22 protein-coding genes, 1 rRNA gene and 3 pseudogenes are annotated in these 24,888 nt (G+C 60.1%); 12 read left to right on the top strand and 14 right to left on the bottom strand.

Translation table 11 applies throughout. The features are described from left to right. Positions 1–111: 111 nt before the first annotated feature. From ggt to KGB25_RS22645, 3 genes and pseudogenes are all read left to right on the top strand, one after another. Entirely contained in the window at positions 112–1,944 is a 1,833-nt protein-coding gene (gene ggt, locus KGB25_RS22655; RefSeq protein WP_223436730.1) for a gamma-glutamyltransferase, read from the top strand. Between the two features lie 134 nt (positions 1,945–2,078). Further along, positions 2,079–2,165, top strand: a pseudogene (locus tag KGB25_RS22650) (type II toxin-antitoxin system HigB family toxin); the annotation flags it as partial. A 3-nt stretch (positions 2,166–2,168) separates the two neighbouring features. Then, on the top strand, positions 2,169–2,540 hold the full coding sequence (locus KGB25_RS22645; RefSeq protein WP_008025840.1) for a type II toxin-antitoxin system HigA family antitoxin: 372 nt from the start codon (positions 2,169–2,171) through the stop codon (positions 2,538–2,540). Between the two features lie 31 nt (positions 2,541–2,571). Here KGB25_RS22645 and KGB25_RS22640 read toward each other — a convergent pair whose 3' ends face one another. The 3 genes from KGB25_RS22640 to KGB25_RS22630 are packed head-to-tail and all read right to left on the bottom strand — an operon-like array spanning position 2,572 to position 4,777. Next, the gene (locus KGB25_RS22640; RefSeq protein WP_223436728.1) at positions 2,572–3,000 is read right to left on the bottom strand and encodes a molybdopterin-binding protein; all 429 of its coding nucleotides are present in this window, start codon (positions 2,998–3,000) and stop codon (positions 2,572–2,574) included. A 30-nt stretch (positions 3,001–3,030) separates the two neighbouring features. After that, on the bottom strand, positions 3,031–4,125 hold the full coding sequence (gene ddlA / locus KGB25_RS22635; protein WP_223415244.1) for a D-alanine--D-alanine ligase: 1,095 nt from the start codon (positions 4,123–4,125) through the stop codon (positions 3,031–3,033). Between the two features lie 10 nt (positions 4,126–4,135). Continuing rightward, on the bottom strand, positions 4,136–4,777 hold the full coding sequence (locus KGB25_RS22630; RefSeq protein ID WP_223436725.1) for a LysE family translocator: 642 nt from the start codon (positions 4,775–4,777) through the stop codon (positions 4,136–4,138). A 154-nt stretch (positions 4,778–4,931) separates the two neighbouring features. On the opposite strand from KGB25_RS22630, the gene KGB25_RS22625 reads away from it, so the two are divergent. Both KGB25_RS22625 and KGB25_RS22620 read left to right on the top strand, forming a co-directional pair. Next, positions 4,932–5,741: an AraC family transcriptional regulator gene (locus tag KGB25_RS22625; protein ID WP_032832348.1), complete on the top strand. Its 810-nt coding sequence runs from the start codon at positions 4,932–4,934 to the stop codon at positions 5,739–5,741. A 76-nt stretch (positions 5,742–5,817) separates the two neighbouring features. Beyond that, positions 5,818–6,186 (top strand): cupin domain-containing protein, encoded by a 369-nt coding sequence (locus KGB25_RS22620; RefSeq protein ID WP_008037195.1) that lies wholly within the window; start codon positions 5,818–5,820, stop codon positions 6,184–6,186. Between the two features lie 4 nt (positions 6,187–6,190). On the opposite strand, the gene KGB25_RS22615 is transcribed toward KGB25_RS22620, so the two are convergent. From KGB25_RS22615 to KGB25_RS22605, 4 genes and pseudogenes are all read right to left on the bottom strand, one after another. After that, positions 6,191–6,790 (bottom strand): flavin reductase family protein, encoded by a 600-nt coding sequence (locus KGB25_RS22615; protein ID WP_008025833.1) that lies wholly within the window; start codon positions 6,788–6,790, stop codon positions 6,191–6,193. Between the two features lie 57 nt (positions 6,791–6,847). Continuing rightward, positions 6,848–7,282: pseudogene (locus tag KGB25_RS30670) on the bottom strand (methyl-accepting chemotaxis protein); the annotation flags it as partial. Positions 7,283–7,441: 159 nt separating this feature from the next. Continuing rightward, positions 7,442–8,074 (bottom strand): annotated as a pseudogene (locus tag KGB25_RS30665) (PAS domain-containing protein); the annotation flags it as partial. A gap of 219 nt (positions 8,075–8,293) precedes the next feature. Then, positions 8,294–9,607 carry an MFS transporter gene (locus KGB25_RS22605; RefSeq protein WP_008037185.1) on the bottom strand — a complete coding sequence of 438 codons (1,314 nt, stop codon included), beginning with the start codon at positions 9,605–9,607 and terminating at the stop codon, positions 8,294–8,296. Between the two features lie 344 nt (positions 9,608–9,951). Here KGB25_RS22605 and KGB25_RS22600 point away from each other — a divergent pair, with 344 nt between their 5' ends. The 3 genes from KGB25_RS22600 (at position 9,952) to KGB25_RS22590 (ending at position 13,347) form a co-directional block, all read left to right on the top strand. Then, positions 9,952–11,370: a short-chain fatty acid transporter gene (locus KGB25_RS22600; RefSeq protein ID WP_008037184.1), complete on the top strand. Its 1,419-nt coding sequence runs from the start codon at positions 9,952–9,954 to the stop codon at positions 11,368–11,370. Between the two features lie 110 nt (positions 11,371–11,480). Continuing rightward, entirely contained in the window at positions 11,481–12,653 is a 1,173-nt protein-coding gene (locus tag KGB25_RS22595) for a hypothetical protein (protein ID WP_223436723.1), read from the top strand. Between the two features lie 181 nt (positions 12,654–12,834). Further along, positions 12,835–13,347 (top strand): SET domain-containing protein-lysine N-methyltransferase, encoded by a 513-nt coding sequence (locus KGB25_RS22590; RefSeq protein ID WP_032832343.1) that lies wholly within the window; start codon positions 12,835–12,837, stop codon positions 13,345–13,347. A gap of 12 nt (positions 13,348–13,359) precedes the next feature. Here KGB25_RS22590 and can read toward each other — a convergent pair whose 3' ends face one another. Further along, on the bottom strand, positions 13,360–14,004 hold the full coding sequence (gene can, locus KGB25_RS22585) for a carbonate dehydratase (RefSeq protein ID WP_008025819.1): 645 nt from the start codon (positions 14,002–14,004) through the stop codon (positions 13,360–13,362). 168 nt (positions 14,005–14,172) lie between these two features. Here can and KGB25_RS22580 point away from each other — a divergent pair, with 168 nt between their 5' ends. After that, complete coding sequence (locus KGB25_RS22580; protein WP_008037181.1) at positions 14,173–14,577, top strand: hypothetical protein; 405 nt, start codon at positions 14,173–14,175, stop codon at positions 14,575–14,577. A gap of 115 nt (positions 14,578–14,692) precedes the next feature. Here the strand turns inward: KGB25_RS22580 and rimI are convergent, their stop codons facing one another. Both rimI and KGB25_RS22570 read right to left on the bottom strand, forming a co-directional pair. Then, positions 14,693–15,145, bottom strand: a complete 453-nt coding sequence (rimI, locus tag KGB25_RS22575; RefSeq protein WP_008025817.1) for a ribosomal protein S18-alanine N-acetyltransferase — start codon at positions 15,143–15,145, stop codon at positions 14,693–14,695. Further along, complete coding sequence (locus KGB25_RS22570) at positions 15,138–15,878, bottom strand: energy transducer TonB (protein ID WP_223436761.1); 741 nt, start codon at positions 15,876–15,878, stop codon at positions 15,138–15,140. The genes rimI and KGB25_RS22570 overlap by 8 nt, the downstream gene beginning before the upstream one ends. A 219-nt stretch (positions 15,879–16,097) precedes the next feature. Between KGB25_RS22570 and mksB the strand changes: the two genes are divergently transcribed. From mksB to mksF, 3 genes are read left to right on the top strand one after another with little or no spacing between them, the layout of a single operon-like run. Then, entirely contained in the window at positions 16,098–17,375 is a 1,278-nt protein-coding gene (gene mksB / locus KGB25_RS22565) for an Mks condensin complex protein MksB (RefSeq protein WP_008025814.1), read from the top strand. After that, complete coding sequence (gene mksE / locus KGB25_RS22560; RefSeq protein WP_008025812.1) at positions 17,365–18,066, top strand: Mks condensin complex protein MksE; 702 nt, start codon at positions 17,365–17,367, stop codon at positions 18,064–18,066. The genes mksB and mksE overlap by 11 nt, the downstream gene beginning before the upstream one ends. After that, positions 18,063–20,903: an Mks condensin complex protein MksF gene (gene mksF / locus KGB25_RS22555; protein ID WP_008037179.1), complete on the top strand. Its 2,841-nt coding sequence runs from the start codon at positions 18,063–18,065 to the stop codon at positions 20,901–20,903. The genes mksE and mksF overlap by 4 nt, the downstream gene beginning before the upstream one ends. Positions 20,904–21,080: 177 nt before the next feature. Here the strand turns inward: mksF and KGB25_RS22550 are convergent, their stop codons facing one another. From KGB25_RS22550 to rrf, 4 genes are all read right to left on the bottom strand, one after another. Next, positions 21,081–23,384 carry an intermembrane transport protein PqiB gene (locus tag KGB25_RS22550; RefSeq protein WP_223436721.1) on the bottom strand — a complete coding sequence of 768 codons (2,304 nt, stop codon included), beginning with the start codon at positions 23,382–23,384 and terminating at the stop codon, positions 21,081–21,083. Further along, entirely contained in the window at positions 23,377–24,000 is a 624-nt protein-coding gene (locus KGB25_RS22545) for a paraquat-inducible protein A (protein ID WP_192228931.1), read from the bottom strand. Before KGB25_RS22545 ends, KGB25_RS22550 begins: the two co-directional genes overlap by 8 nt. Next, on the bottom strand, positions 23,987–24,646 hold the full coding sequence (locus KGB25_RS22540; protein WP_223436719.1) for a paraquat-inducible protein A: 660 nt from the start codon (positions 24,644–24,646) through the stop codon (positions 23,987–23,989). The genes KGB25_RS22545 and KGB25_RS22540 overlap by 14 nt, the downstream gene beginning before the upstream one ends. A 145-nt stretch (positions 24,647–24,791) precedes the next feature. Then, positions 24,792–24,888: ribosomal RNA gene (gene rrf, locus KGB25_RS22535) — 5S ribosomal RNA — on the bottom strand; the annotation flags it as partial.

The raw sequence follows: 24,888 nt of genomic DNA, 5'->3' as shown, positions 1-24,888 counted from the left end.
ACCCTACAGAAAATCCGTCAATGGATGAAGGACAAAACGTCCTGTGGTTTGCGTCGCTTCCTGTCGGCCGATAAAGTCCCCTGAACTTTTCCCACGGACGGAGTGCCCCGCGTGTTCTCAACCCTTCATTTGAGCCGCTATCGCCTGTCAGCCCTTTCGCTGACTGCCAGTGCATTAATCCTCGCGGCGTGCAGTGCCCCGCCCTCCTCGACCTTACCGGTCGCACCGGAAACCGCCTCGGGCTATCGCACCGACCTGCAAACCCGCCACGCCTCAAAACACATGGCAGCAGCAGCCAACCCACTCGCTGCCGAAGCCGGACGCGCGATGCTGCGCCAGGGCGGTTCGGCGATTGATGCCGCCATCGCCATGCAAGCAGTGCTGACGCTGGTCGAGCCGCAATCGTCGGGTATCGGTGGTGGCGCGTTGATTGTGTTGTGGGATGGCAAAGCCGTGCGCACGTACGACGGTCGCGAAACCGCACCGGCAGGTGCCACCGAGAAGCTGTTCCTGCAGGCCGATGGCAAACCAATGCCGTTCACTCAGGCGCAGATTGGCGGTCGCTCGGTCGGCACGCCGGGCGTGTTGCGGGCGCTGGAACTGGCCCATCAAAAACACGGTCGCCTGCCTTGGGCGCAGCTGTTCGAGCCGGCGATCAAACTCGCGGAACAAGGCTTCGCCATCTCGCCGCGCCTGCATCAGTTGATTGCTTCGGATTCGTCCATGCAACGCTCGCCGGACATGATGGCGTACTTCCTGAATGCGGATGGCAGCCCGAAAGCCGTCGGCACCTCACTGAAAAATCCGGCACTGGCCGCCGTATTCAAACGCATCGCCAAGGAAGGTCCCGATGCGCTGTACAAAGGCCCCATCGCGCAGGAAATCGTCGCCAAGGTTCAGGGCCACGCCAACCCCGGCACGCTGTCGCTGAACGACCTCAATGGTTACACCGCCAAGGAACGCGCGCCGTTGTGCACCGATTACAAACGCTGGCAAGTCTGCGGCATGCCGCCACCGTCGTCGGGCGGAATCGCCGTGGCGCAGATTCTCGGCACCTTGCAGGCGCTGGAAGCCCGCGACCCGCGTTATGCCCTGTCGCCACTGAAGCCGGTCAAAAGCGCCCAACCCGCCGGCATCGAACCGGCCCCTGAAGCCGTGCACCTGATCTCCGAAGCCGAGCGCCTCGCTTACGCCGACCGTGCACAGTACGTCGCCGACAGCGACTTCGTGCCCGTCCCGGTCAAAGGTCTGGTGAACCCGACCTATCTGGCCAGCCGCGCCGCTCTGATCGGTGATAGCAGCATGGGCATGGCCAAACCCGGCACCCCGCCGGGCATTCAGGTCGCCTACGCGCCGGACCGCTCGCCACTGCGCATTTCCACCTCTCAGGTGGTGGCGGTCGATGACTTGGGTGGTGCGGTATCGATGACCACCACGGTCGAATCCGCGTTCGGCTCGCACCTGATGGTCCAGGGCTTTCTGCTCAACAACCAGATGACCGACTTCTCGTTCATCCCCGAAGAAAACGGGCAAAAGGTCGCCAACCGCGTCGAACCCGGCAAACGCCCGCGCTCATCCATGGCGCCGACCCTGATCTTCGACCGCCAGAGCGGCGAATTCCTCGCCACCATCGGCTCTCCCGGCGGCTCGCAAATCATCGAGTACGTGGCCAAATCTACCCTGGGCCTGCTCGACTGGAACCTCGACCCGCAAACCGCCATCAACCTGCCCAACTTCGGCAGCCGCAACGGCCCGACCGAACTGGAACGCGGGCAGTTCAGCGCCGAGCTGATTCAAGCGCTGAAGGACAAGGGGCACAACGTGAGCGAGATCGACATGACCAGCGGGACGCAGGCGATTGTCCGGGTCAGGGATGCGCAGGGGAAAGCGTCTCTGGCGGGTGGAGCAGATCCAAGGCGTGAGGGGGAAGCGTTGGGGGATTGAGTCCTACATGGCAGGGAAAAGGCTTACCGGGAGGTAAGCCTTTTTTATGGAGAACCCATCCTGATCGTCCAGCTTGCGCAGCCTTTTCCTACCCGCAGATGAATGCTTCCAAGATAGAGTTTGAAGACCGATTCTATCGCTTCGGCGCCATGTACATAAAATTTGTCGGCACCCACAAACAGTACGACGCAGTCGACGCTAACACTGTCGAGATGGAGTAACCCATGAATATTCGTCCGATTCACACCGACGAGGACTACCGTGCAGCCCTCAAGAGCGTGTCAGCAATGTTCGACAATGAACCAGAGCCTGGCACCCCTGAGGGTGACTACTTCGACATCATGATCACGCTTATTGAAGCGTATGAATCGAAGCAGTTTCCTGTCGATTTGCCCAATCCGATCGATGCAATCAAATTTCGCATGGAGCAATCTGGTCTGTCCGCCGCAGACCTTGCGCCCGCCATAGGCCGGACAAACCGAGTCTACGAAGTGCTCAACGGCAAGCGTGCATTAACGCTTCCTATGATCTGGAAACTTCATGATCTATTCGGCATACCTGCCGAGAGCTTGATCAAGCCTGTGAAGCAGGCTTGACCTTTATCCTGTCTGCAGTTGAAACCTCAAATTACGCCGGCACACCCAAAATAATATGCGACGCCTTGATCACCGCCGTCGCACTCACACCCGGCGCCAGGCCCAGTTCTGCAACAGCCTGGCGTGTCACGATCGAGTAAACCTCGTCACCGCCATCGAGCCGGATCACCACTTCGGCGTTCACCGCGCCATCGATGACGCTGGTGACTTTGCCTTCGAGGCAGTTGCGCGCCGACAGGCGAATGTCACTGGAGTCGGTCATCAACATGACCCACGGCGCTTTGACCAGCGCGATGGCTTCCTTGCCGACCGCCAGGCCGAGGCTTTTCACGCTTTCCATGGTGACCACCGCCACCAACTGATTGCCGCCCGCCAGTTTCAGCGATACCTCGGCGTTGACCGCGCCTGGTTGCAATTGACTGATGGTGCCTTTGAAAACGTTACGCGCGCTGACCTTCATGGTGTTGTCTCCTCAAATAGTTAGTTTTACTTAGCGAGAGATTTTCAAAGACTGCCGTGCCTTGTGCTTCTCCAACGCCAGCTCGATCAGACGACTGACCAGCTCGCTGTACGTCATGCCTGTGGCCTGCCACAGCTTGGGGTACATGCTGATGCGGGTGAAACCGGGCAGCGAGTTGATCTCGTTGATCAGTACTTCACCGCTGTCCGTCAGGAACACATCGACCCGCGCCAGCCCGGAGCAGCCGAGCACCTGAAACGCCTCGACGGCCAGGGCACGAATGCGTTCGCTGGCTTCGGTGCTGATGTCAGCCGGAACCACCACTTGCGCGGCCTGTGCGTCGATGTACTTGCTGTCGTAGGAATAAAACCCGCTGCGCACGACGATTTCGCCACAGCCACTGGCAATAGCGTCTTCGTTGCCGAGCACCGCGCATTCGATCTCGCGACCGCTGACGGCGGATTCGACCAGCACTTTCTCATCGAAACCGAGGGCCAGTTCGACCGCTGCCGTGTACTCGGCCTCATCGTTGACCTTGCTCACACCCACCGAAGAGCCCTGATTCGCCGGTTTGACGAACAGCGGCAGCCCGAGTTTGCCCCGGACCTCGGCGAACCCGGTGCGCTTGGCGGTTGCGCGGGTCAGGGTCACGAACGGCGTCACCGCCAACCCGGCATCGCGCAGCAGGCGTTTGCTGATGTCCTTGTCCATGCACACCGCCGAGCCCAGCACATCGGAGCCGACAAACGGCAGATCGGCCATGCGCAGCAACCCTTGCAGGCAACCGTCTTCACCCAGCGTGCCGTGGACGATCGGGAAGATCACATCAACGTGGCCCAACAGCTCCTGACTGGAAGTCTCCACCAATTGCTGACGGGTTTTGCCCGGCACCACGGCCAGTTCACGGTTGGATTGGTTGAGGGCGATCAGCGCCGGGTTTTCCTGGTTGAGCAGGAAATTCGACGGGTCGTTCAAGTGCCAATGACCCTGTTTGTCGATACCGATCAACACCGGATCGAAGCGCGAACGATCCAGCGCGTCGACGATGTTTTTCGCCGATTGCAGCGACACTTCGTGCTCCGCCGAACGGCCGCCAAAAATAATGCCTACCCGCAGTTTGCTCATTCAGAACTCCTCAGCGACTGGCCACCAGATGCGCACCGAACAACAGGTAGCAACTGCCGGCAAAGCGATCCAGCCATTGGCGCGAACGGTCGTACACCCGCGCCATCCGACGGCTGGAGAAAACCAGTGCCACGCTGCAATACCAACTGAACGACAACGTCGCCATGGTCATTACGGCCAGCGCCAGCAATGTCGTGGGCACCGTCGCGGGCATGGCGGTCGCGAAGATCGTCGCCACGAACAGTGCGGATTTTGGGTTGGTCATGTTGCCCAGAAAACCCTGGCCATACACCGACCACAATGTGCGCCCCGCGCCGTCAAGCAAGCGGCTGTCGCCCGCAGCAACCGGCGGTTTGCGCTTGAACTGCTTCAAGCCGAGATAGATCAGGTAACAACCACCGGCAATCTTGAAGCTCAGGTAAAGCGTCGGCGCCGCGCTGAACAGCGACTTGATGCCCAACCCGCCCGCCAGCCCCCAGAGCACCGTGCCGGTGGCCACGCCCAGCGCAGCCACCACGCCGTGACGTTTGGATTGACTGGCTGCCAATTGCGCGATGTTGAAGAAGTTCGGCCCCGGCGTCACCACCGCAACCGTCCACAACAGCGCCAGCGACAACAACGGAGCGGCATAGCTCAGGTGGGATATTTCCATAATGTGGGTCGCCTTCTTGGCTGCAGAGGATGCGCAACACATTGCAACATTTGCCCTCGGTTTTCTACTCACGCGAGACCTTCCATCCGCCAGCAGACAGACGACCGGTCACTGAGCTAACGTGTTCTGCATCAAGCTCAAGATAACGATCACCATGGCCCGACACCCGCCTCGCAATGACTGGTTCCACCGCGCACCCGACGTTTCCGGCCTGCAGCGTTTCGAAGCGTTTTTTGCCGGTCACGGCTACGACTTGCACCGCCACGACACCTACGCCATCGGTCACACCCTGGCCGGCGTGCAGAGTTATCAGTATCGCGGCGCATGGCGCCACAGCCTGCCCGGCGGGACGATGGTGCTGCACCCGGACGAAGTCCACGATGGCGAGGCTGGGACCGAGAGCGGGTTCCACTACCGGATGATGTACATCGAACCGGCGCTGATCCAGCAGATGCTCGGCGGTCAACCGCTGCCGTTCATCAAGAACGGGCTGTCGACCGACCCACGCCTGTTCGCCGCCACCCAAGTGCTGCTGCGCAGTCTCGATTGCCCGCTCGAACCGCTGGAAGAACAGGACGCGCTGTTCGATCTGGCGCAAGCCTTGAACACTGTCGGCGGAGTGACCACCACGCGCCCAAGCTTCGACTATGTGGCAGCGGAACGCGCGCGCGAGTACATGCACAGCGCCCTGGATCGCACCGTGACCCTGGAAGAACTGGCGCACCACAGCGGTCGGGATCGTTGGAGCCTGTCACGGGACTTTCGCCTGTTGTTCGGCACCAGCCCTTATCGATACCTGACCATGCGTCGCCTGGACCTGGTCCGTTCGCTGCTGATTCAGGGCCAGTCGCTGGTCAGTGCCGCGCTGATCGCCGGCTTCACCGATCAGAGCCACATGACCCGCCAGTTCAGCAAAACATACGGCTTGTCACCGGCGCGCTGGATGAAAATGCACCGGCGCTGAGCCACGCACAATCGTACAAGAAGCGCGCCGTTGCGCTGGTTACCGTGGTTCTACGATCAACCACGAGAGCTGCTTCATGAAAGCTTACGAAAGCCTGAACTTCGCCGAAAAAATCTCACGAATCGACTCGCACTGGACACCGCGCGTCATTGCCGAAATGAACGACTACCAGTTCAAGGTGGTGAAACTGCTGGGGGATTTCATCTGGCACGACCACCTCGATACCGACGAAGCCTTCATCGTGCTCGAAGGCCAGTTGCGCATCGATTTTCGTGATGGTCACGTGCTGGTGAACGCCGGCGAAATGTACGTGGTGTCCAAGGGCGTCGAGCACAAGCCGTTCGCCGAGCAAGAGGTGAAACTCCTGCTGATCGAACCCCGGGGCGTGTTGAACACCGGCGACAAGGGTGGCGAGCGCACGGCGGAGAATGACCTCTGGGTCTGAAGTCTTACGGCTGCAAGGCTTTGCCGTCCACCGGATCACCGATGGTCAGGAAATGCCCGCCCGCCACGTGGTGCAAGGTGCGCAACGCATCGTGCCCCTCGAAGTGCCAGCGACCGTCGCTGAACACGCGCTCGTCCGCCTGGGCCGCAATCACTTCGGCCAGGAACAGATCGTATTGTTGGTGATTGTTCGGTTCCGGCAGCAACCGGCATTCGAGCCAGGCCACGCAACCTTCGAGCATCGGCGCGTCGATCAACTCGCCGCTGAAGGTCTGCAAGCCATAGGTCTGGAACTTGTCCCGGCCCTGGCCTTGAGTCAGCTCCAGGCCCGAGGTCGAGCCGACGGTTTGCGCGATATCGGCCTGGGCAGCGCAGGGTACGTTCAACACGAATGTGCCCGACGCTTCCAGCAGGTGCCGGGTCCAGGTGGACTTGTCCAGCACCACGGCAATTTTCGGCGGTTCGAAATCCAGTGGCATGGCCCAGGCCGCCGCCATGATGTTGCGCTGCCCGTCATGGGCCGCACTGACCAGCACGGTCGGCCCATGGTTGAGCAGGCGATAAGCCTTGGACAAGGGAACCGGACGGCGATGGGAAGCGCTCATGGGATCTGCTCCTGGGAAAAGAGCCGATTGTAGCGATATCCGCCCGGTTCGCAGGCATCAAGTCGTTAGCTGGTTGGCAAACTGCCCGACCGCGTTCACCACTTTCTGCGCACCGTCCTGAATCTCGACAATCACCGTGCCCGCCTCTGCCGCCAGCGCCAGCCCCTGCTCTGCCTGAGTTTTGCCGTCGGTCATCAGCGACACCGCATTACGCGCCATGTCCTGGTTCTGACGCACCACCAGGACAATTTCATCGGTGGCCTGACTGGTGCGCGAAGCCAATTGCCGGACCTCGTCCGCGACCACGGCAAAACCACGACCCTGCTCACCGGCACGGGCCGCTTCGATCGCCGCGTTGAGTGCCAGCAGGTTGGTCTGTTCGGCGATGCCGCTGATGGTTTTGACGATGGTGCCAATCACCAGCGACTGCTCGTTCAAAGCCTCGATGCCCTCACCGGCCGTTTGCATGTGCTTGGCCAGGTCGCGCATCACGTTCACCGCTTGCGTCACTACGGCCGTGCCGCGCTGGGCGCTTTGATCGGTTTGCTGCGAGGTGCCGTAGGCAATGTTCGCCGCTTCAGCGACGGCCAGCTCCTGATTGACCTGATCGGTAATCACCGTGGCGAACTTCACCACTTTGTAGAGTTTGTTATTGGCGTCGACCACCGGGTTGTAGGACGCCTCCAGCCAGACCGTACGCCCGTGGCTGTCGATGCGTTTGAAGCGGCCGGCCACGAATTCCCCGGAATTCAGGCGACGCCAGAAGTCCTGATACTCGGCACTGGTGTGCTCCTGCGCTTCACAGAAGAGACGGTGATGTTTGCCTTTGATCTGCGCGAGGCTGTAACCCATGCCGTTGAGGAAGCGGTCGTTGGCCGACAACACGTTGCCAGCGAGGTCGAACTCGATCACCGCCGTCGAGCGCACCAACGCGCCGATCAGGTTCTCGTGTTCACGGGATGCCTCGATGGTGCGGGTCAGGTCACTGGAGTAAATCGAGAAATGCTTGATCCGCCCGTCCCCGGAGCGCACCGGCTGCACAATCGAACGCAACCAGGCCTCTTGGCCATCGCCACGCAACAAGCGCACCGCACCGGCAAAGTGCTCGCCTCGGGTCAGCGCAGCCTTGAAGCGGTGATGGAATTCGTCGGACTTCACGTGAACAGGAACGATGTCTTCGATAGGACGATCGATCAGGTCGTGGCTCTTGTAGAGCATCTCGCTGAGAAAATTCTGATTGACCGATTGAATCCGCCCGTCGGGATCCAGGGTCAGGACCAGCATCTCGCTTTCCAGACTTTCCTTCACTTGCTGAAGGCTGGAGAGTTCTTCGCGAAGAGCCGACAACTCTTGCTTCAAGCGTTTGTTGAACATGGGAAAGCACCGATGGACAGAGATAGAAAGCGGCATGCAGCCTAGCCATCGGCCTTGGGGATGTTTTCTGAAGAGTGTTTCAGGGTTGTCCTACAAAAATAGTTGTCTTGGACGCAGCGCCACCTTCAATCAGATGGCGCCAGCCGCCGGGCAATTGCCTGTGCTCGGCGTACGCGCGCCGAAATACAGCGCGCTGCTCACGCCCACCGCGCCCATCACCGCGCAGAAAATCACGCAGATCCAAGGGCTCCACGGCATCAGACCGATCAGCAACAGCGGCGTGATACTTGCCCACGCGGCGTAGGCAATGTTGTACGTGAAGGAAATCCCCGAGACGCGAATCCGCGCCGGGAACAGGCTGACCATCACCGACGGCACCGCGCCGACCACGCCACAACTCAGGCCGGCAATCGCATACGCCAGACCGATCCAGTTGCCGCCGATGATCAGGCAGGTATAGAGCACGCCGATGCCCAGCGGTAGCAGCAGGCTGTACAGCATCACGGTGCGCCAGGCGCCGATACGGTCGACGAGCAAACCGGCGAGCACGCAGCCGATGTTCAGGAACACGATGCCCAATGCGCTCAGGCCAAAGGTGTGGCTGGCGGTCATGCCGAAGGTTTTCTGCATCATGGTCGGGGTAATGACCACAAACACCACCACGGCTGAAGTCAGCACGCAGGTGAGGATCATCGCCGGCAAAATGGCCAGGCGATGCTCACGCAGGACCGTGCGCAGTGGCAGTTCAACGGCGGCATCACGCTTCGCCTGCATCGCCATGAACACCGGGGTTTCATTGAGCCAGCGGCGCAGCCAGACGCCTATCACGCCAAATACGCCGCCCAGCAGGAACGGGTAACGCCATGCGAAATCGAGGATCTCCGCCGGGGTGAACGCCTGTGCCAGAAAGGTCGCTGTCAGCGCGCCGATCAAGTAGCCAAAGGTCAACCCGGCCTGAAGGAAACCCAGTGCATAACCGCGATGCCCGGCCGGCGCGTGCTCGGCGACGAACACCCAGGCGCTCGGCACTTCACCGCCGACCGCCGCGCCTTGCAACACCCGCAGGACCAACAGCAACAAAGGTGCGAAATAACCGATCTGGGCGTAGGTCGGCATGATGCCGATCAGCAGGCACGGCAGCGCCATCATCAGAATGCTCAGGCTGAAGACTTTCTTGCGCCCCAGCCGGTCGGCGAAATGCGCCATCAGAATCCCGCCCAACGGTCGCGCCAGGTAACCGGTGACAAAAATCCCGAAACTTTGCAGCAGGCGCAGCCATTCGGGCATTTCCGGCGGGAAGAACAGCTGACTGAGGGTCAGGGCGAAAAACACGAAGATGATGAAATCGTAGATTTCCAGCGCGCCGCCGAGGGCCGCAAGGCCGAGGGTCTTGTAGTCCGAACGGCTGAACGGTGCCGGGCGCGAATCGTTAAGGGCAGTCATCAAAAGAACTCTGGCATGGGCAAAAAACCAAGGCGCCCATGGTCTACGCAAACGCGCCAGCGGACAACCCGTTAGACCATAGTCCCGTATCGGTAAAACTTCGTCACAAATCCTGACCGATTGATTTACTGTTGGCGCCTGTCCAGACGGGCGTTGCAGCCAGTGCCGATCAAAAACTGTAGGAGCGAGCCTGCTCGCGATGGACTCGAGAACGCCGCGTTTAATCAGTAAACACGCGTCATCGTTTACGACCATCGCGAGCAGGCTCGCTCCCACAATAAAAACGGCGTTTGGCCTTTGCAGCCCTGAAGACCACAACAATCATAAAAATTCGAGGTACTCCCGTGGCTGCTGATATCGAAGATACCCGCTCCGCCCGCTTTGCCCTGCGCTGTTCAAGTTTTGCCGAACGCTGGTTTCCTGATTCCTGGGTGTTTGCTGCCCTGGCGGTGATCATCGTCGCCGTGGCCACCCTGTTCATGGGCGCAAAACCCACCGATGCCGCGATGGCCTTCGGTGACGGGTTCTGGAGCCTGATCCCGTTCACCATGCAGATGGCGTTCGTGGTGATCGGCGGCTATGTAGTCGCCAGCTCGCCGCCCGCCGTCAAGCTGATCGACCGTCTGGCGCGCATCCCCAAGAACGGCCGTTCCGCCGTGGCGTGGGTGGCGCTGATTTCCATGGTCGCGTCGCTGCTGAACTGGGGCTTGTCGCTGGTGTTCGGCGGATTGCTGGTGCGCGCCCTCGCCCGCCGCGTCGACCTGAAAATGGATTATCGCGCCGCCGGTGCTGCCGCCTACCTGGGCCTTGGCGCGGTGTGGGCCCTGGGCCTGTCGTCGTCCGCCGCGCAGTTGCAGGCCAACCCGGCCAGTTTGCCGCCCTCGATTCTGTCGATCACCGGGGTGATTCCGTTCACGCAAACCATCTTTCTCTGGCAGTCCGGCGTCATGTTGCTGGCGCTGATCGTGATCTCGCTAATCATTGCCTACGCCACCGCCCCTGGCCCGAACTCGGCCCGCGATGCCAAAGCCTGCGGCATCGACCCGAGCTTCAACCTGCCACCGCTGCAACCGCGCACTCGCCCCGGCGAATGGCTGGAACACAGCCCACTGCTGACGATTCTGCTGGTGCTGCTGGCGGCCGGGTGGCTGTTCCACGAGTTCTCGACCAAACCGGCGATCAGTGCGATTTCCGGGCTGAACACCTACAACTTCCTGTTCATCATGCTCGGTGCCTTGCTGCACTGGCGCCCGCGCAGTTTCCTCGATGCGGTGTCCCGCGCGGTGCCGACCACCACCGGCGTGCTGATCCAGTTCCCGTTGTACGGCTCGATCGCCGCGCTGATGACCACGGTCAAAGGCACTGACGCGCAGACCCTGGCGCACCACATCTCGACGTTTTTCGTACAAATCGCGTCCCACGACACCTACGCGCTGCTGATGGGCGTGTACTCGGCGATCCTCGGCTTCTTCATCCCGTCGGGCGGCGGCAAGTGGATCATCGAAGCGCCGTATGTGATGCAAGTGGCCACCGACCTGAACTACCACCTGGGCTGGGCCGTGCAGATCTACAACGCCGCCGAAGCCCTGCCGAACCTGATCAACCCGTTCTACATGCTGCCGCTGCTGGGCGTGCTGGGCTTGAAGGCGCGGGACTTGATCGGGTTTTCGTTCGTGCAACTGCTGGTGCACACGCCGCTGGTGCTGTTTCTGCTGTGGGCGCTGGGGACGACGCTGACGTATACGGCGCCGGTGATGCCGTAATGCAAAAAGGGGCCGATATTTCTATCGGCCCCTACTTCTCGTTCGGCCTCTTCTGTTTCAGTATGTCTTCGCCCGTTCTCGAGGGCCCACACGCTGAAAAGGATCTGAGCATGTTCAAACTCGCAGCACTCACCCTTGCCGCCCTCACCCTGAGCACCGCCGCCCAGGCGGATGCCGATCTGAAGCTGGGCAGCACCGAGCGCGTCACCCGGCTGTTCGCTTACCCCAACAATTGCAACGTGATCTGCTTTCGCAACTGGACGCTGGAGCAAACCGTCGAGCATTACCTGACGCAGAGCGTGCAGCGTGATGGTTACAGCGATGCGAAGGTGCAGGTCAAAACCGATAACAATCAGCTCTATGCCGCAATCACCGGTGTGCCCAGGGGCTATGAAAAGCCGTTGGCAGCGCTGCTCGATGCCGGCGATCTGGCTTATACCGGCGCCAGCAAGCTGAATGCCGACGGCAAGTGGGCTTACAGCTGGTACTTGTTCCTGCCGCTGGGCATGGCCCTGGAGAACCGCAGAAGTGTCGAGCTGCTGCACTTCCCGCCGGATTACTCGCTGACTCAGGCCCAGGACTATCTGGAGTCCAAGACCACCGATCGCTGGGCCACGCTGCTGACGATCAACGGCATCCCTGCCGATCAGACACCGGCTTTCCAGACCATCATCGACATCGCGCCGATCGCCGCGCCGTCCAACGCCGGCAAGGATCTGGAAGGCGTCTACGACTACTTCAAGGACTACCAGACCACCATGGTCAAGGAAGTCAGCCAGAACGCCAGCGGTGCCGCGTTGCCGATGGTCGCGTTCGGTGCGCCGGTGCGTAACTGGATCAAGCAGCAATACGGGCCGACCGTAAACGTGCTGGGCCTGGCAACCATCAGTCCGAAAGAAGGGGTGAAAGTGCCGGTGCTGGGTTCCAACCACCCGAGCTACATCTGGTACGCCGCCGACCCGGACAGCTACACCGGCAAAGATGCCCAGGCCCAGGCCGACGCAGCGGGCCTGAAAGTCATGGGCCAGGACTTGAGTGCCGCATGCTGGCAGGCCGCAATGGGCCGCGACCTCGACAGCAATCCAGACATTGAGCTGAGAAGTTGCACCCAGACCTGGCAAGTGGCCCAGGCAGTTAAAACTTGCGAACTGTTCTACACCTCGATCCGTAACCTGACGCCTGGGCAAGCCACGGCCAAATGCGCGACGACGCCGATCAAGGCTCAACTCAAACAGCTCAAGGTCCCCACGCCTGCGACCGCAGTGCCTGCTACGCATCTGTAAAAAACTGAACGGCGTTCCTGCGTGAGCCTTGGCTGACGTGGGAACGCGCGCTTTTCCTCTGTCAGTTATGACAGTAGACCGGTGGTTTTTTTTGCGAGAGTCTTGAGGCGTACCCATGTGCTGCAGGGCTGACAGGATGTCAGCTGACGGAGGTCGCAGCGCCCCGCCGACAAGGATTGTGATGAAACCCCACGCTGAGCAAGGAATCACCTCACCGCCATTCAATGGCATCTATCCGTTTATGGAATTGCCCCCTCGACTGGGATTCCCTACCACGGAAGACTTTCAAATCATCAACAATGCTCAGGGAGAGCCGATCGCTGTCGCCGCTTTGCGCGAATTCCCTCGGCTCAGCCGAATCTGCCGTATTTCCGGGCATTTGCTGCCCTATCGCTGCCGACGCACTCGGCAAATGGCGCCGGGCATTCATGTCTATGATCCGCGCTTCTGCGGATTGCTTAACCACGCCTGCGACCCCAACGCCTTTCTCGACATGAGTGAACTGTGGTTATGGGCGCTGAAGGACATCAGAAAAGGTGATCGGCTGACGATGGATTTCGCCACGACGGAAGACAGGCTGCAGCGGCAGTTTGCCTGCCGCTGTGGTTGTACTTGCTGCCGTGGCTGGATCACCGGCTACGACGAATCGCCGAATGCCGATGGCCAGTTGTTCTTCCAGAACTGGCGCCGATGACGCCGGGGGCTTTTACAGCGGCTCGAATGGACGCAGGCGGTACTGCGGCGGCAACTGCTCGAAACCACTGATGGTGGCATTCAGGCTCTTCCACCGACCGTCCTTGATGCCATAGATGCAGCCGTGAATCGACAGTTTCTGCCCGCGGTGCCAGGCGTTTTGCACAATGCTGGTGTGCCCGACGTTGGCCACTTGCTGGATCACGTTGAGCTCGCAGAGGCGGTCGACCCGCTCTTCTTCGGTTGGCAGTTTGGAGAGTTCTTCGCGCTTCTCGTAGTAAAGGTCACGAATCGACCGCAGCCAGCCATCGATCAAGCCGAACTGACGATCCTGCATCGACGCACGCACGCCGCCGCAGCCATAGTGGCCGGTAACGAGGATGTGTTTGACCTTGAGCACGTCCACCGCGTACTGAATCACCGACAGGCAGTTGAGGTCAGTGTGCAGCACCACGTTGGCCACGTTGCGGTGGACGAACAGGTCACCGGGCAGCATGCCGACAATCTCGTTCGCCGGTACGCGGGCGTCGGAGCAGCCGATCCAGAGGAATTCCGGCGTTTGCTGACGCGCCAGTTTGGCGAAGAAATCAGGATCTTCTTTGGTGATCGCGTCAGCCCAGCGCTCGTTGTTATCAATCAGATCTTGTAAGTCGTTCATGCAATGAAGCCTCGAGAATGATGCGCTGCTTTGACAGACAACCGTCCGTCGGGGTCACGCGCAAGATGCAGATTGCCGATGAGGCATATTACCGGTGTTCCCTGCCGGCGGAATTCCGGGCAGCCCAGTGGGTCTACCGTAGTAAGGCTCACAGTATGAGGAATTACCATGAATGATTCACGACGTCCGTACGATGCGGCGCAACCCGAGCCCATCGACGACAACGAAGACCGCATGGGTTCGCTGCAGGAGCTGGATTTCGAGGAGGAAGAACCCAGCGCGAAAATCGGCGACGAACTGACGCAAACGGAACGCGAGCGACTGATACCGCGCGCGCGCGTGCGTGAAGCCGGCATGACCGGCGCCTCGACCGCTGATCATGAACCCACCGATGATGACATGAGCCCGGAAACGTTGATCCGTGAAGACGGTGCGCGGGATGCGCATGAAGCCGGTGACGATTACCGGGCCGATTGGGATTTGAGCATCGTCGATGAAGATGACATCGGCGGGGGTAATGGGTTGGATGAAGAAGAACTGGCGCGGCTGGATCCGCTGGATGGGAATCGGTGATCGTGGGTGTCAATGAGGACGCCTTCGCGGGCAAGTCGGATCGCCGCCCGCTCGCTCCTACGTTTGCAATGCAATTCCCTGTAGGAGCGAGGCTTGCCCGCGAAGCTTTTAAGGCTCAATCCACCAGGGTGCAGGCCATGACCACCGCATCTTCGCGCCCACCCACCGCCGGATAATAATCCCGACGCCGGCCAATCTCGTTGAACCCGTACCGCTCATACAACCGGAACGCCGAGCGATTGCTGTCGCGCACTTCCAGAAAACATTCCCGCGCCTCAGCCTTGTAGGCAATCGACATCAGGTGCTCCAGCAGCGTCAAACCCAGGCCACGGCCCTGATTTTCCGGTTTGACGGTGATGTTCAGCAGGTGCGCTTCATCCAGAATGATCTGCACCACACCATGCCCGACCTGCTGTGAACCTTCGAACATCAGCCAGATCTGGTACTTGCCCAGCCCATCGAGAAAAATCCCGCGGGTCCAGGGATGGCTGTACGCCGCGAATTCAATTTTCAGGACAGCGTCCAGGTCCGCCTCGGTCATCGGGCGAAACGATACAGCGTCACTCATTCGATTCTTTCCAGCGCGCCATCAGCCGACGCATGGCTTGCCAGACATCAGCCTTACGCTGTGGCTCTTCCATTAATAATTCCAGGCCCGGCAGGGCCCAGACCGCGCCCAGGCCTTCGACCTGAAGTTCACGATTGAAGGATTCGGCGTTGGCCTCGCCGGCAAAACGCACCGCCGGCAGGCCGATCAGCCACACGCAGACGCACGGTGCGTCTTCCAGCCGGGCCGAGAGAAAACCTTGTACGAAGTCACGAGCCGCTTCCGGGCCTTGATCCATGGTGCCGCGAACCAACAATGGCCAGCGCACCGGTTCGCCGACAATTTGCGGGCTGTCCGGCAGACCGGCGGCGCGCAACATGTCCTTGAGCAGCAGATAGGCGGGATCGCGGGTCTGGAAGGTTTCGCCTGTGGGTAACTCCACCAGCAGCAGGCACCGACCGGCACGCAGCAATTGCAGGGCGAAACGCGGTGGCGGGATTTGCGGAGCCTTGGCGACGACCGGCACTTCCTCCTCGACCGGCTGGGTGACCGTCCGCGTGCTCGACAAGGATGGCCGCGGCACCTCGATCTTCACCCGCTCCGCAGGTTTGACCACAGGTTCCACGGGCATCTCAGCCACGGGCGCCGGCGCCACCGGGGCGACGACCAACGGCTCCGGCATTTCCAGCAGCTCGGGCCGCGAAGGCGCGGCGAAGGGCAATTCGGTGCGCGGCAGCCAGTTGACCACCTGCATGGCGGTCAAATAAGCGCGGCGACGGGACTCGATTAGCAAAGGTCGGCCACTTGTGGATAACTAAAGTGCGCTGATTCTACCGCCCTTCGCTCAAGATCGCCCGCGCTTGATCGATACTCTTTCCCTTAGAAACAGCTACAGCCCGTCCCGAGAGTGAATCGCATCGGTCCCGATGCAGTACAATCGCGGCTTTTAATCGCCAACCAGCCGGCCATTCCGATGATCGAACCCAAGCGCGTCTTGCGCGCCCTCGCTGAACACTGGGCACTTCTGGAGCCACTGTGCGAGCACTTCGACCAAGGCACACTGAGCCTCAACGAACTGCGCACGCAACTGGCCGCCCAGCAACTCGACAGTACGCCGCAGGACATCACCAGCCTGCTGGACGTGTGGATCCGCCTCGACATTCTGGTTCCCGTGGCGAAAAGCCCGAACCGTTTCGAGCTCAACGCGCAGATCCACGACTTCCTCGCTTACCTGCGCCGTGAGCACCGTCTGGGCCTGTGCCTGGAAATCGAAGCCTATTTGCGCCACCTCGAACGCCTGGCCGGTTACATTCAGGATGCCTTCGACATCCGCGACGGCCATGACCTGGCGCGCCAATTGCGCCTGCTCGACATGCGTGTGCGCGATGTACTGAAGAAGCTCGCCAACGACGAACAGGCCCTGGTGGCCGTCGCCGAACGCGCCAAGACCAGCGATCGGCAGATCCCGCTGCGTCAGCGTTACGCCGAAGTACTGGCGACCTGGGACGAATACGTCGAGCCGATGATTCAGTTGGTGAACGCCGACGGCGCCTTCGAACAAGGCGTGCGCAAGGTCGAAAATGTCCTGTTGAAGATGCTCACCGAGCAGCAACGCCTCGGCCACCTGGTCGACGACGACATGCTGCTGCGCACCCACGCGCGCATCCTTGAAATGCAGACCAGCGCTCAATTGACGCTGCGTCATGCTCGCGAACTGCTGCTGCCGCTGCGTGAAGAAGCTCGCCGGCACAACGCCGTGACCCGTGGCGCAGCGCTGGCCTTGTCGGCCATCCGTCGCAAAGGCATCGATGCGGTGCCACAAGCGGCGATGCCGATGTTCACCCGGCCGCAAAGCACCTTCCTCGGCAGCGCCAGTCAGGTCGAAGCCTACGTCTACGCGCTGGCCCGTTTCGAGCCGAAACCGGCGCGGTTCCCCAAGGCCCACAAGACCCAGAAAGGCGAAGCGCCGCGCGCACCACGTACCGTTCGCGAAATGCTTGAACGTTGTGAAGACGCGCTGCCAATGCCAGACCTGATGACCTGGCTGCTGGAACAGGAACCGAACGGCGCCACCGACGAATTGCTGTACTGGTTCTCGCGCCTGTCGCGGGAAAAACGCTTCAAACGCGAGCGTCTGGAACGCCGCGATTACCACACTCATGAGCACCAGGTCAGCCTGCGCTCCTTCGCCCTGCTCTCGGCCAGCGACACCGCCGCCGAGGATTCTGCGAGCATTCCACATGCATCTTGATCTATCCGAACTGTCCCAGCTGGCACCGATCTTTCGCGAGCTGTTCAAGGGCTACCACGTCAGCCGCCGCGATCCGGAGCTGTACGCGCAACTGTCGAACTTCCAGGACCAGTACCGCACGCTGTTCAAGGCACTGGGTTTTGAACTGGTTTGCGACACCCGCGGTTTCTACTACTTTGTGCCGGACCTCGCCGCTGCGGCGGTGAACAAGACCGCGCAGCGTCTGGCGCTGTTCACCTTTATCCTCGTCGAGCATCTGGCCGATCAGGGCCGTGACCCGATTGCCGTGCTCGACGGCGGCAGCCTCGGTCGCGATGAACTGCCGTCGCTGCTGGAAAAGTACCGCGACCTGTTTATCCAGGCCGAAGTGCAGACCGTCGAAGAACTCGAAGAAAAAATCATGCGCCGCATGACACAGCTCGGGTTCGCCGGCGAAGAAAACGGTGTCTACCGTTTCCTGCCGCCGATGCACCGCTTCCTCGACGTCTGTCTGTCGGTTCAACAGGACCGTGACCTGGCCGCCAGCCTGCACAGCGTGCTGCCGCTGCCGGTTCCGGTACTGATCGACGACGACAGCGACGAAAAACTGCTGCAAACCGATGACCCGCTGGACCTCAGTGACTTCGCTGAAGAAAGCGAAGAAGACGCTCTGGCCCGCGCCATTGCCGAAGAACAGGAGACCGACGCATGAGCAAGGAACGCTACGGCATTCGCCGCTTTGCCCTTTTGAACACCGCCGGTTACAGCCTCGGCCTGTTTCCGCTGGAAGAACCGTTGTCGGTCTACGGCGCGAACAACCTCGGTAAATCCGCGTCGATCAACGCGTTGCAGTTCCCGATTCTGGCGCGCATGTCGGACATGAGTTTCGGCAAGTACAGCCTGGAACAATCCCGGCGTTTCTACTTCGCTTCGGACACCAGTTACATCCTGGTGGAAGTCTCGCTGCCCCACGGTCCGCACGTGATCGGCGTGGTCGGTCGTGGCCCGGGCGGTGGTTTCGGTCACCAGTTCTTTGCCTATGCCGGCAAACTCGACCTGGCCCATTACCAGAAAAACGACACCTGCCTGCGTCAGAAAGAGCTGTTCACCAACCTTGAGCGCGAAGGCCTGAAAGCCTACGAACTCAAGCCGGATGAACTGCGTCGTTTGCTGGTCGGCGGCCACACCTCGATTCCGCTGGACCTGACCCTGATTCCGCTGCGCTCCACCAGCGAGCAGAGCCTGAAGACCTTCCGCGCGCTGTTCATCAACCTGCTGCACATGCGCGAAATCACCGCGGCCAAGCTCAAGCAGTTGTTCCTCGATGCTTTCGAGCACAGCCTGCGTTCCGGCAGCGTTGATTACATCGCTGCGTGCGAAGAAGCCTTCCGCGATGTACGACGCATGGAGCAGGACTACAACTCGCTGGTCACAGCGGGTCCGCTGGTTGAAGCGCTGGCCGCAGGCGTTGCCCAGCGCAATATTCTGCGCGGCAAACTGCACCGGATCTCGCCACTGCTCGATTCCTTGCTCGGCACCTGGTCGGACTATGCCAGTGCGCGCAAGGAAGAGCTGACGATTCAGGCCGAGCATTACCGCAACGAACAGGACGCGCTGCAAAACGATCAGCGCGGCGGCACGCAGGAGCTGATGCGTCTGGAGCGGGAAATCACCGGTATCCAGCGCTGGCTCGGCGAGTTGTCGGTGCTCAAGCATCGCTTCGCGTTGGTGACTGACGTCAAGGTCCTGGAGCAGCAATTGCTCGCGGCCAAGGACGCGCACGATGAACTGGCCGGTGCGCTGGCGCAGTCGCGGCAGTTCTCTGCCGAAGACCTGGAAGAGCGTCTGCGCGATCTGGAAAAACGCCTGAAATCGGTGAAACAGCAACTCGATCACGCCGACAACAACAGCTACGCTCGTCTGCGCGAAGAGTTTTCGCAACAGGATGTCGAGCGTCTGATGCGCCTGTTCAACAGCGCGCTGTTCAGCCTGCCGTTGGGCGAGCATGGCATCACGCTGGACGAGGACGGTCAGTGGGTCAAATCCATGGAGCTGATCCTCGACGGCTTCAAAGGCGAGCGCTTCGAAGTGCCGGGCCTGTCCATCGATATCTCGCACATTGAACCTCCTGCGTTGCAAGCCCTGGCGGACCGCGCCGCGTTGCGCGATCAGAAAGACCGCCTGGAAAAAGAACTCAAGCAACTGAAAACCCAGGCTGCCGTGGTCGCCGACCGCGCAGCGAGCAAGACCCAGACCGAAGCGCTGTACCAGCAAGTGCTGGACGCGCAGAAAGCCCTGGAAGATTTCCGCCGCGCGCAAACCCTGAGCGCCGAGGAAGACGACAAGCTTGAGCAACTGGCGCAGATGGAAGCGGCGCAGGAAGAACTGAAGCGCTCCAGCGACGCCTTCACTGAACGCGTCCAGCAACTGTCGGCCAAGCTGCAACTGGTCGGCCGGCAGATCGGCGACATGGAAGCCAAGCAACGTACCCTCGACGACGCCCTGCGCCGCCGTCAGTTGTTGCCGGCAGACCTGCCGTTCGGCACGCCGTTCATGGACCCGATCGACGATTCGATGGACAACCTGTTGCCGCTGCTCAACGACTATCAGGACAGCTGGCAGGGCTTGCTGCGCAGCGATGGCCAGATCGACGCGTTGTACGCTCAGGTGCGCCTCAAGGGCGTGGCCAAGTTCGACAGCGAAGACGATATGGAGCGTCGCCTGCAACTGCTGATCAACGCGTATGCGCACCGCACCGACGAAGCCCTGACCCTCGGCAAGGCACGCCGCGCCGCGGTTACCGACATCGCCCGGACCCTGCGCAACATCCGCAGCGACTACGACAGCCTTGAGCACCAACTGGCGCTGTTCAACCGCGAGATCAACAAGCGTCAGGTCTCCAACCTGCAGAGCTTCCGCATCGTGCTTGCGCCGAACAAGGAAGCGCTCAAGCACATCGACCAGATCATCCACAGCGCCGGTCAGTACGAAGAAGGCGAAACCCTTTCCGTGTTCGATCTGAGCCAAAGCGCCGATCAGGACAACAAGAACGAAGAAGCCAAGGAATACCTGGCACGGCTGGTGGCGGCAAACCACAACCAGCTCGGTCTCAAGGACTTGTTCGAACTGGCGTTCGAGATCACCAAGGTCAACGGTCAACCGGTGATCCACACCGACATCGACGGCGCCGCGTCCAATGGCACGACGATGACCATCAAGGCGCTGACCAACATGTACTTGTTGCTGCACTTGATGGACCGCGACCAGGCTGGTCGCGTGCGCCTGCCGTACTACCTCGACGAAGCGGCGGACATCGACGAGAAAAACCAGGCCGCGTTGCTGGAAACCAGTCTGCAACTGGGCTTCGTGCCGATTCTGGCGAGTGTGAAGCCGCAGGTCTGTGCCAGTGTGGCGATTGACCTGGAAGGCGGTAGCGGGCCGAACGGGATCTACATCGATGAGGCGGACTGGAAGTACATCCGTCGTCACGATGAGGTGAAGGCTGTGGTTAACGTTGAGGCGGATGAACCGGAGCTGGATGCGGTTTGATTTGCGTTAATCGAAGGCAATAAAAAAGGCCGCGATCCAATCGCGGCCTTTTTTTGTCTGGTGGTTATGTGTTGGCTATCCGGACCTCTTCGCGGGCAAGCCTCGCTCCTACAGGTTCGGTGCTGATCTGTAGGAGCGAGGCTTGCCCGCGAAGGCGTCCTCACAGGCGCCAACAGATTATTTGCCGAGCGAGATCTTCGGCGCCCAGGTCAGCCATTCATCTTCAAACTTATCGAACAACGGGAAAGTTTGCTCCGCTCGCGCCGGGTTACCCATGCGATCCCCATCCGGCGTGGCGAAAGCAATACCGCCCTGAATCAGCGTCTCCAGCGATTCGGTACGAACCGTCGCGCCTTTGAACAAACCGTAATCGAAACCGAAACCGCTGGTGTTCCAGAATCGCGTGCCGCTACGCACCAATGGCGCGTACTTCGGCTCGATCAGGATGTGTATCAACACACGGTCAGCCGTCTGGCCCAGCTCATACCCCGTCACCTTGCCCACGGTGACTTCGCGATACGTCACTGGCACCCCGGTTTTCAACGAACCTCGGCGAGCGGCGCTGAGAACCAGACTTAACCCGGCTTCCTGTTTGGCGGTTTCAGGAGGATTGGCCAGCGCTACGAAGTTATTCTGCGGCCCGAGGTTTTTCGCTGCCGGCTGCACTTCGATGTATTGACCGGTCACCAGGGTTTCCAGGTTCGACGTTTTGAGCAGACCCAGCTCGGGCTTGACCACCCAGAACTGACTGCCGGCCCGAGCGATACGCTCCGGCACTTCGGTGATCCGCGCGGTGAGCATCACCGATTGCAGGTCATCCGTGAGGTCGACGTCTTCAATCTTGCCAACATCCAGGCCTTTGAATCTCACCGGAGTGCCGCTGCGCAAGCCATCGGCGCGATCGACCTTGATCGTGATCACGGCGCCTTTCTGGTTGGCTTCGTCATGGCTGGCGAACAAACGGAAACGCGGGATTTTCTTTTGCAGCGGGGCTTTGGCCAGCGGGGTTTCGAAGGCGATACCGCCGGCCATCAGGCTTTGCAGCGATTCACTTTTGACCTGGATTCCGCCAGTCAATCCGCCCGTGAGCGTAATGCCACTGGCATTCCAGAATCGGGTCGAGGCGTTAACCAGCCCTTCGTATTCCTTTTCGATGTGTACACCAATCACCAATTGTTTTTTCTTGCGCGAGAACTGATAGCTCTGGACCGAACCGACCTTGACCTGCTTGTAGAGAATCGGACTGCCGACTTCCAGCGAACCAAGATTTTCGGTGAACAACACCAGGTGCAGGCCCGGCGAACGCAAATCCAGCGGCGGCGCCTTGGCCCGTGCCACGAACTCACGTTGTGGTGCTGCGCCTTTATCGCCGGGACGCACAGCGATGTAGTTACCTTTGACCAGCGCTTCAAGCCCGGTGATACCGGCCAGGGAGATCGACGGTTTGACCACCCAGAATTGAGTGCCTTCTACCAGGTAATCTTCGGCCAGAGGATCAAGGGTCAGTTCAGCGGTAGCAGCGGACAGATCGGGATCGATCTTCAACGCTTTCAGATTGCCGACCTGAATGCCTTTGTACATCACCGGTGTACGACCGGCCTGCAGTCCTTCGAAATCGCTGAGTTTGACCTTGACCCGTATACCGGCCGCCGCCGCATCGAAGTCTTCATAGAGACGGAACGGCAGGCTCGGATCGGTGGGCGGGCTGTCTCTGCGGTTTTCCGGCGTGGCAAACGCGATACCACCGGCGACGATACTGGCCAGGGACTCACTGCGCACTTTCACACCGGACAGGTTGGCGTCGATGCTGATGCCGCTGGCGTTCCAGAAACGTGTGTGTTTGCGTACGAGCTTGGCGTAGGTGGGTTCGATGAACACTTTGAGCTCAACCGTGCTTTGGTCTTCGGACAGCAAGTAACTTTTGATCTGGCCTACTTTGATCTGCTTGTAGAACACCGGGCTGCCACGGTTCAACGAACCGAGGCGGTCAGCCTTGATGGTCAGGTGCAACCCGGGCTGGGCATCCGACAGCGGCGGTTCTTCAGCCAGGGCCTTGAACCGGCGTGTGGGCTCGCCTTCCCCCGGACTGATCGCGACGTAGTTACCGGAGACCAGGGTTTCCAGGCCCGTGATACCCGCCAGGGTCACGCTCGGCTTGACGAGCCAGAAGCGTGTGCTGGTCCGCAGGTATTGCTCCACGTCCTTGTTCATTTCAACGGTGGCGATCACCCCTTTGGAGGCGCCTTCATCATCGAGCGTGAGGGTTTTCACCTTGCCGACCGACATGCCTTTGTAGACCACTTCGGTCTTGTTGGCCTGAATGCCTTCACCGCTTTCGAAACGCACCTGAATCTCGATGCCGGTCTCGTTGTAGGCACGCCAGCCGAGCCAGCCGCCGATGATCAAGGCGATCAGGGGCAACACCCAAATGGCTGACCAGTTCGAGGCCGGTCGGGTTTTCGCTGTGGGCAAATCAGTCATGGTCGTCGTCCGACTCCGTGTTATCCCAAATCAGTCGGGGATCGAAAGTTACTGCGGCAAGCATCGTCAGAATCACCACACTGGCGAAAGCGATGGCGCCAAGATTGGCTTCGACACTGGCAAGCCGTCCAAAATTCACAACCGCCACCAGGATGGCAATCACAAAGATATCGAGCATTGACCAGCGACCGATGAACTCGATAAAGCGGTACATCCAGATCCGTTGACGAGCCGAAAGCGGCTGGTGGCGCTGCACGGAAAACAGCAGCAAAGCGATGCCCACCAATTTGAACGTGGGCACAACGATACTGGCGATAAACACCACAGCGGCGATGGGAAGCATGCCGTGTTGAACCAGTTGGATCACACCGGACATGATGGTGCTGGGATCGCCCTGACCGAGGGAACTGACCGTCATGATCGGCAGTACGTTGGCCGGAATGTAGAGAATCGCTGCCGTGATCAGCAACGCCCAGGTACGAGCGAGGCTGTTGGGGCGGCGGGCGTGAACCAGCGCACCGCAGCGGGTGCAGACCTGCTCGTCGGTGTCAGCTTCCTGCTTGTTCAATTCATGGCATTCGGCGCAAATCAGAATGCCTGCATCAATCGCCCGCATGGGCATCCTCTCCTGATAAAGCCTGCCAGATCTGATGGGGCGACATCACGACCTCCAGCCAGACCTGGACCAACAACAAACTGATAAAGCACGCCAGGCCGAGACCGATGGTGATTGCTGCCATATCTGCCAGTTTGACGATCGCCACCAGCACACCCATGAGGTAGACCTCGAGCATTCCCCAATCGCGTAGATGGTGATAAATCCGATAGAGCAACAAACCGTAACTACGGCCGACATCAAAACGAATGCTCAGCAGCACGGCCAGTTGGCAAAGCAGTTTGAGCAACGGGATCCCCATGCTGCACAGGAACACAATCACTGAGACGCCTTGCATTCCGGTATCGAACAGGCCGACAACGCCACTCCAGACAGTATCTTGCGACGACTGCCCGAGTAGATTGAGCTGCATGATGGGTAAAAAGTTCGCCGGGATGTACAACAACAGCGCGGAGATGACCAAGGCGAGACTGCGTTGCACAACATTGTGCCGATGGGCATAGAGCTCGTAACCGCAGCGTGGACACAGGGCTTTCTCGCCATGGGCGAGCTTGGGCTTGCGCATCAGCAAGTCGCACTCATGGCACGCCACCAAGTCGTCCAGCGGTAATTCTGACAGCCCGGGGGCGTCAACCGGATCTGACATAAAGGCACTGACTCCGAAAAAGTTGGACCTATTCTAGTGTCCTGAGTCGAAAATAACTGTGCAAATTTGTGCTCGTCCCGGGCGTGCTTTTTTGCGGGCAAAACAAAACCCCAACTGCTTTCGCAATTGGGGTTTCGGAATTTAATCTTGACGATGACCTACTCTCACATGGGGAAACCCCACACTACCATCGGCGATGCATCGTTTCACTGCTGAGTTCGGGATGGGATCAGGTGGTTCCA

This window comes from Pseudomonas sp. BF-RE-21 (assembly GCF_019947305.1).
Lineage (GTDB): Bacteria > Pseudomonadota > Gammaproteobacteria > Pseudomonadales > Pseudomonadaceae > Aquipseudomonas > Aquipseudomonas migulae.
This window is presented reverse-complemented; position numbering and strand designations above follow the sequence as displayed.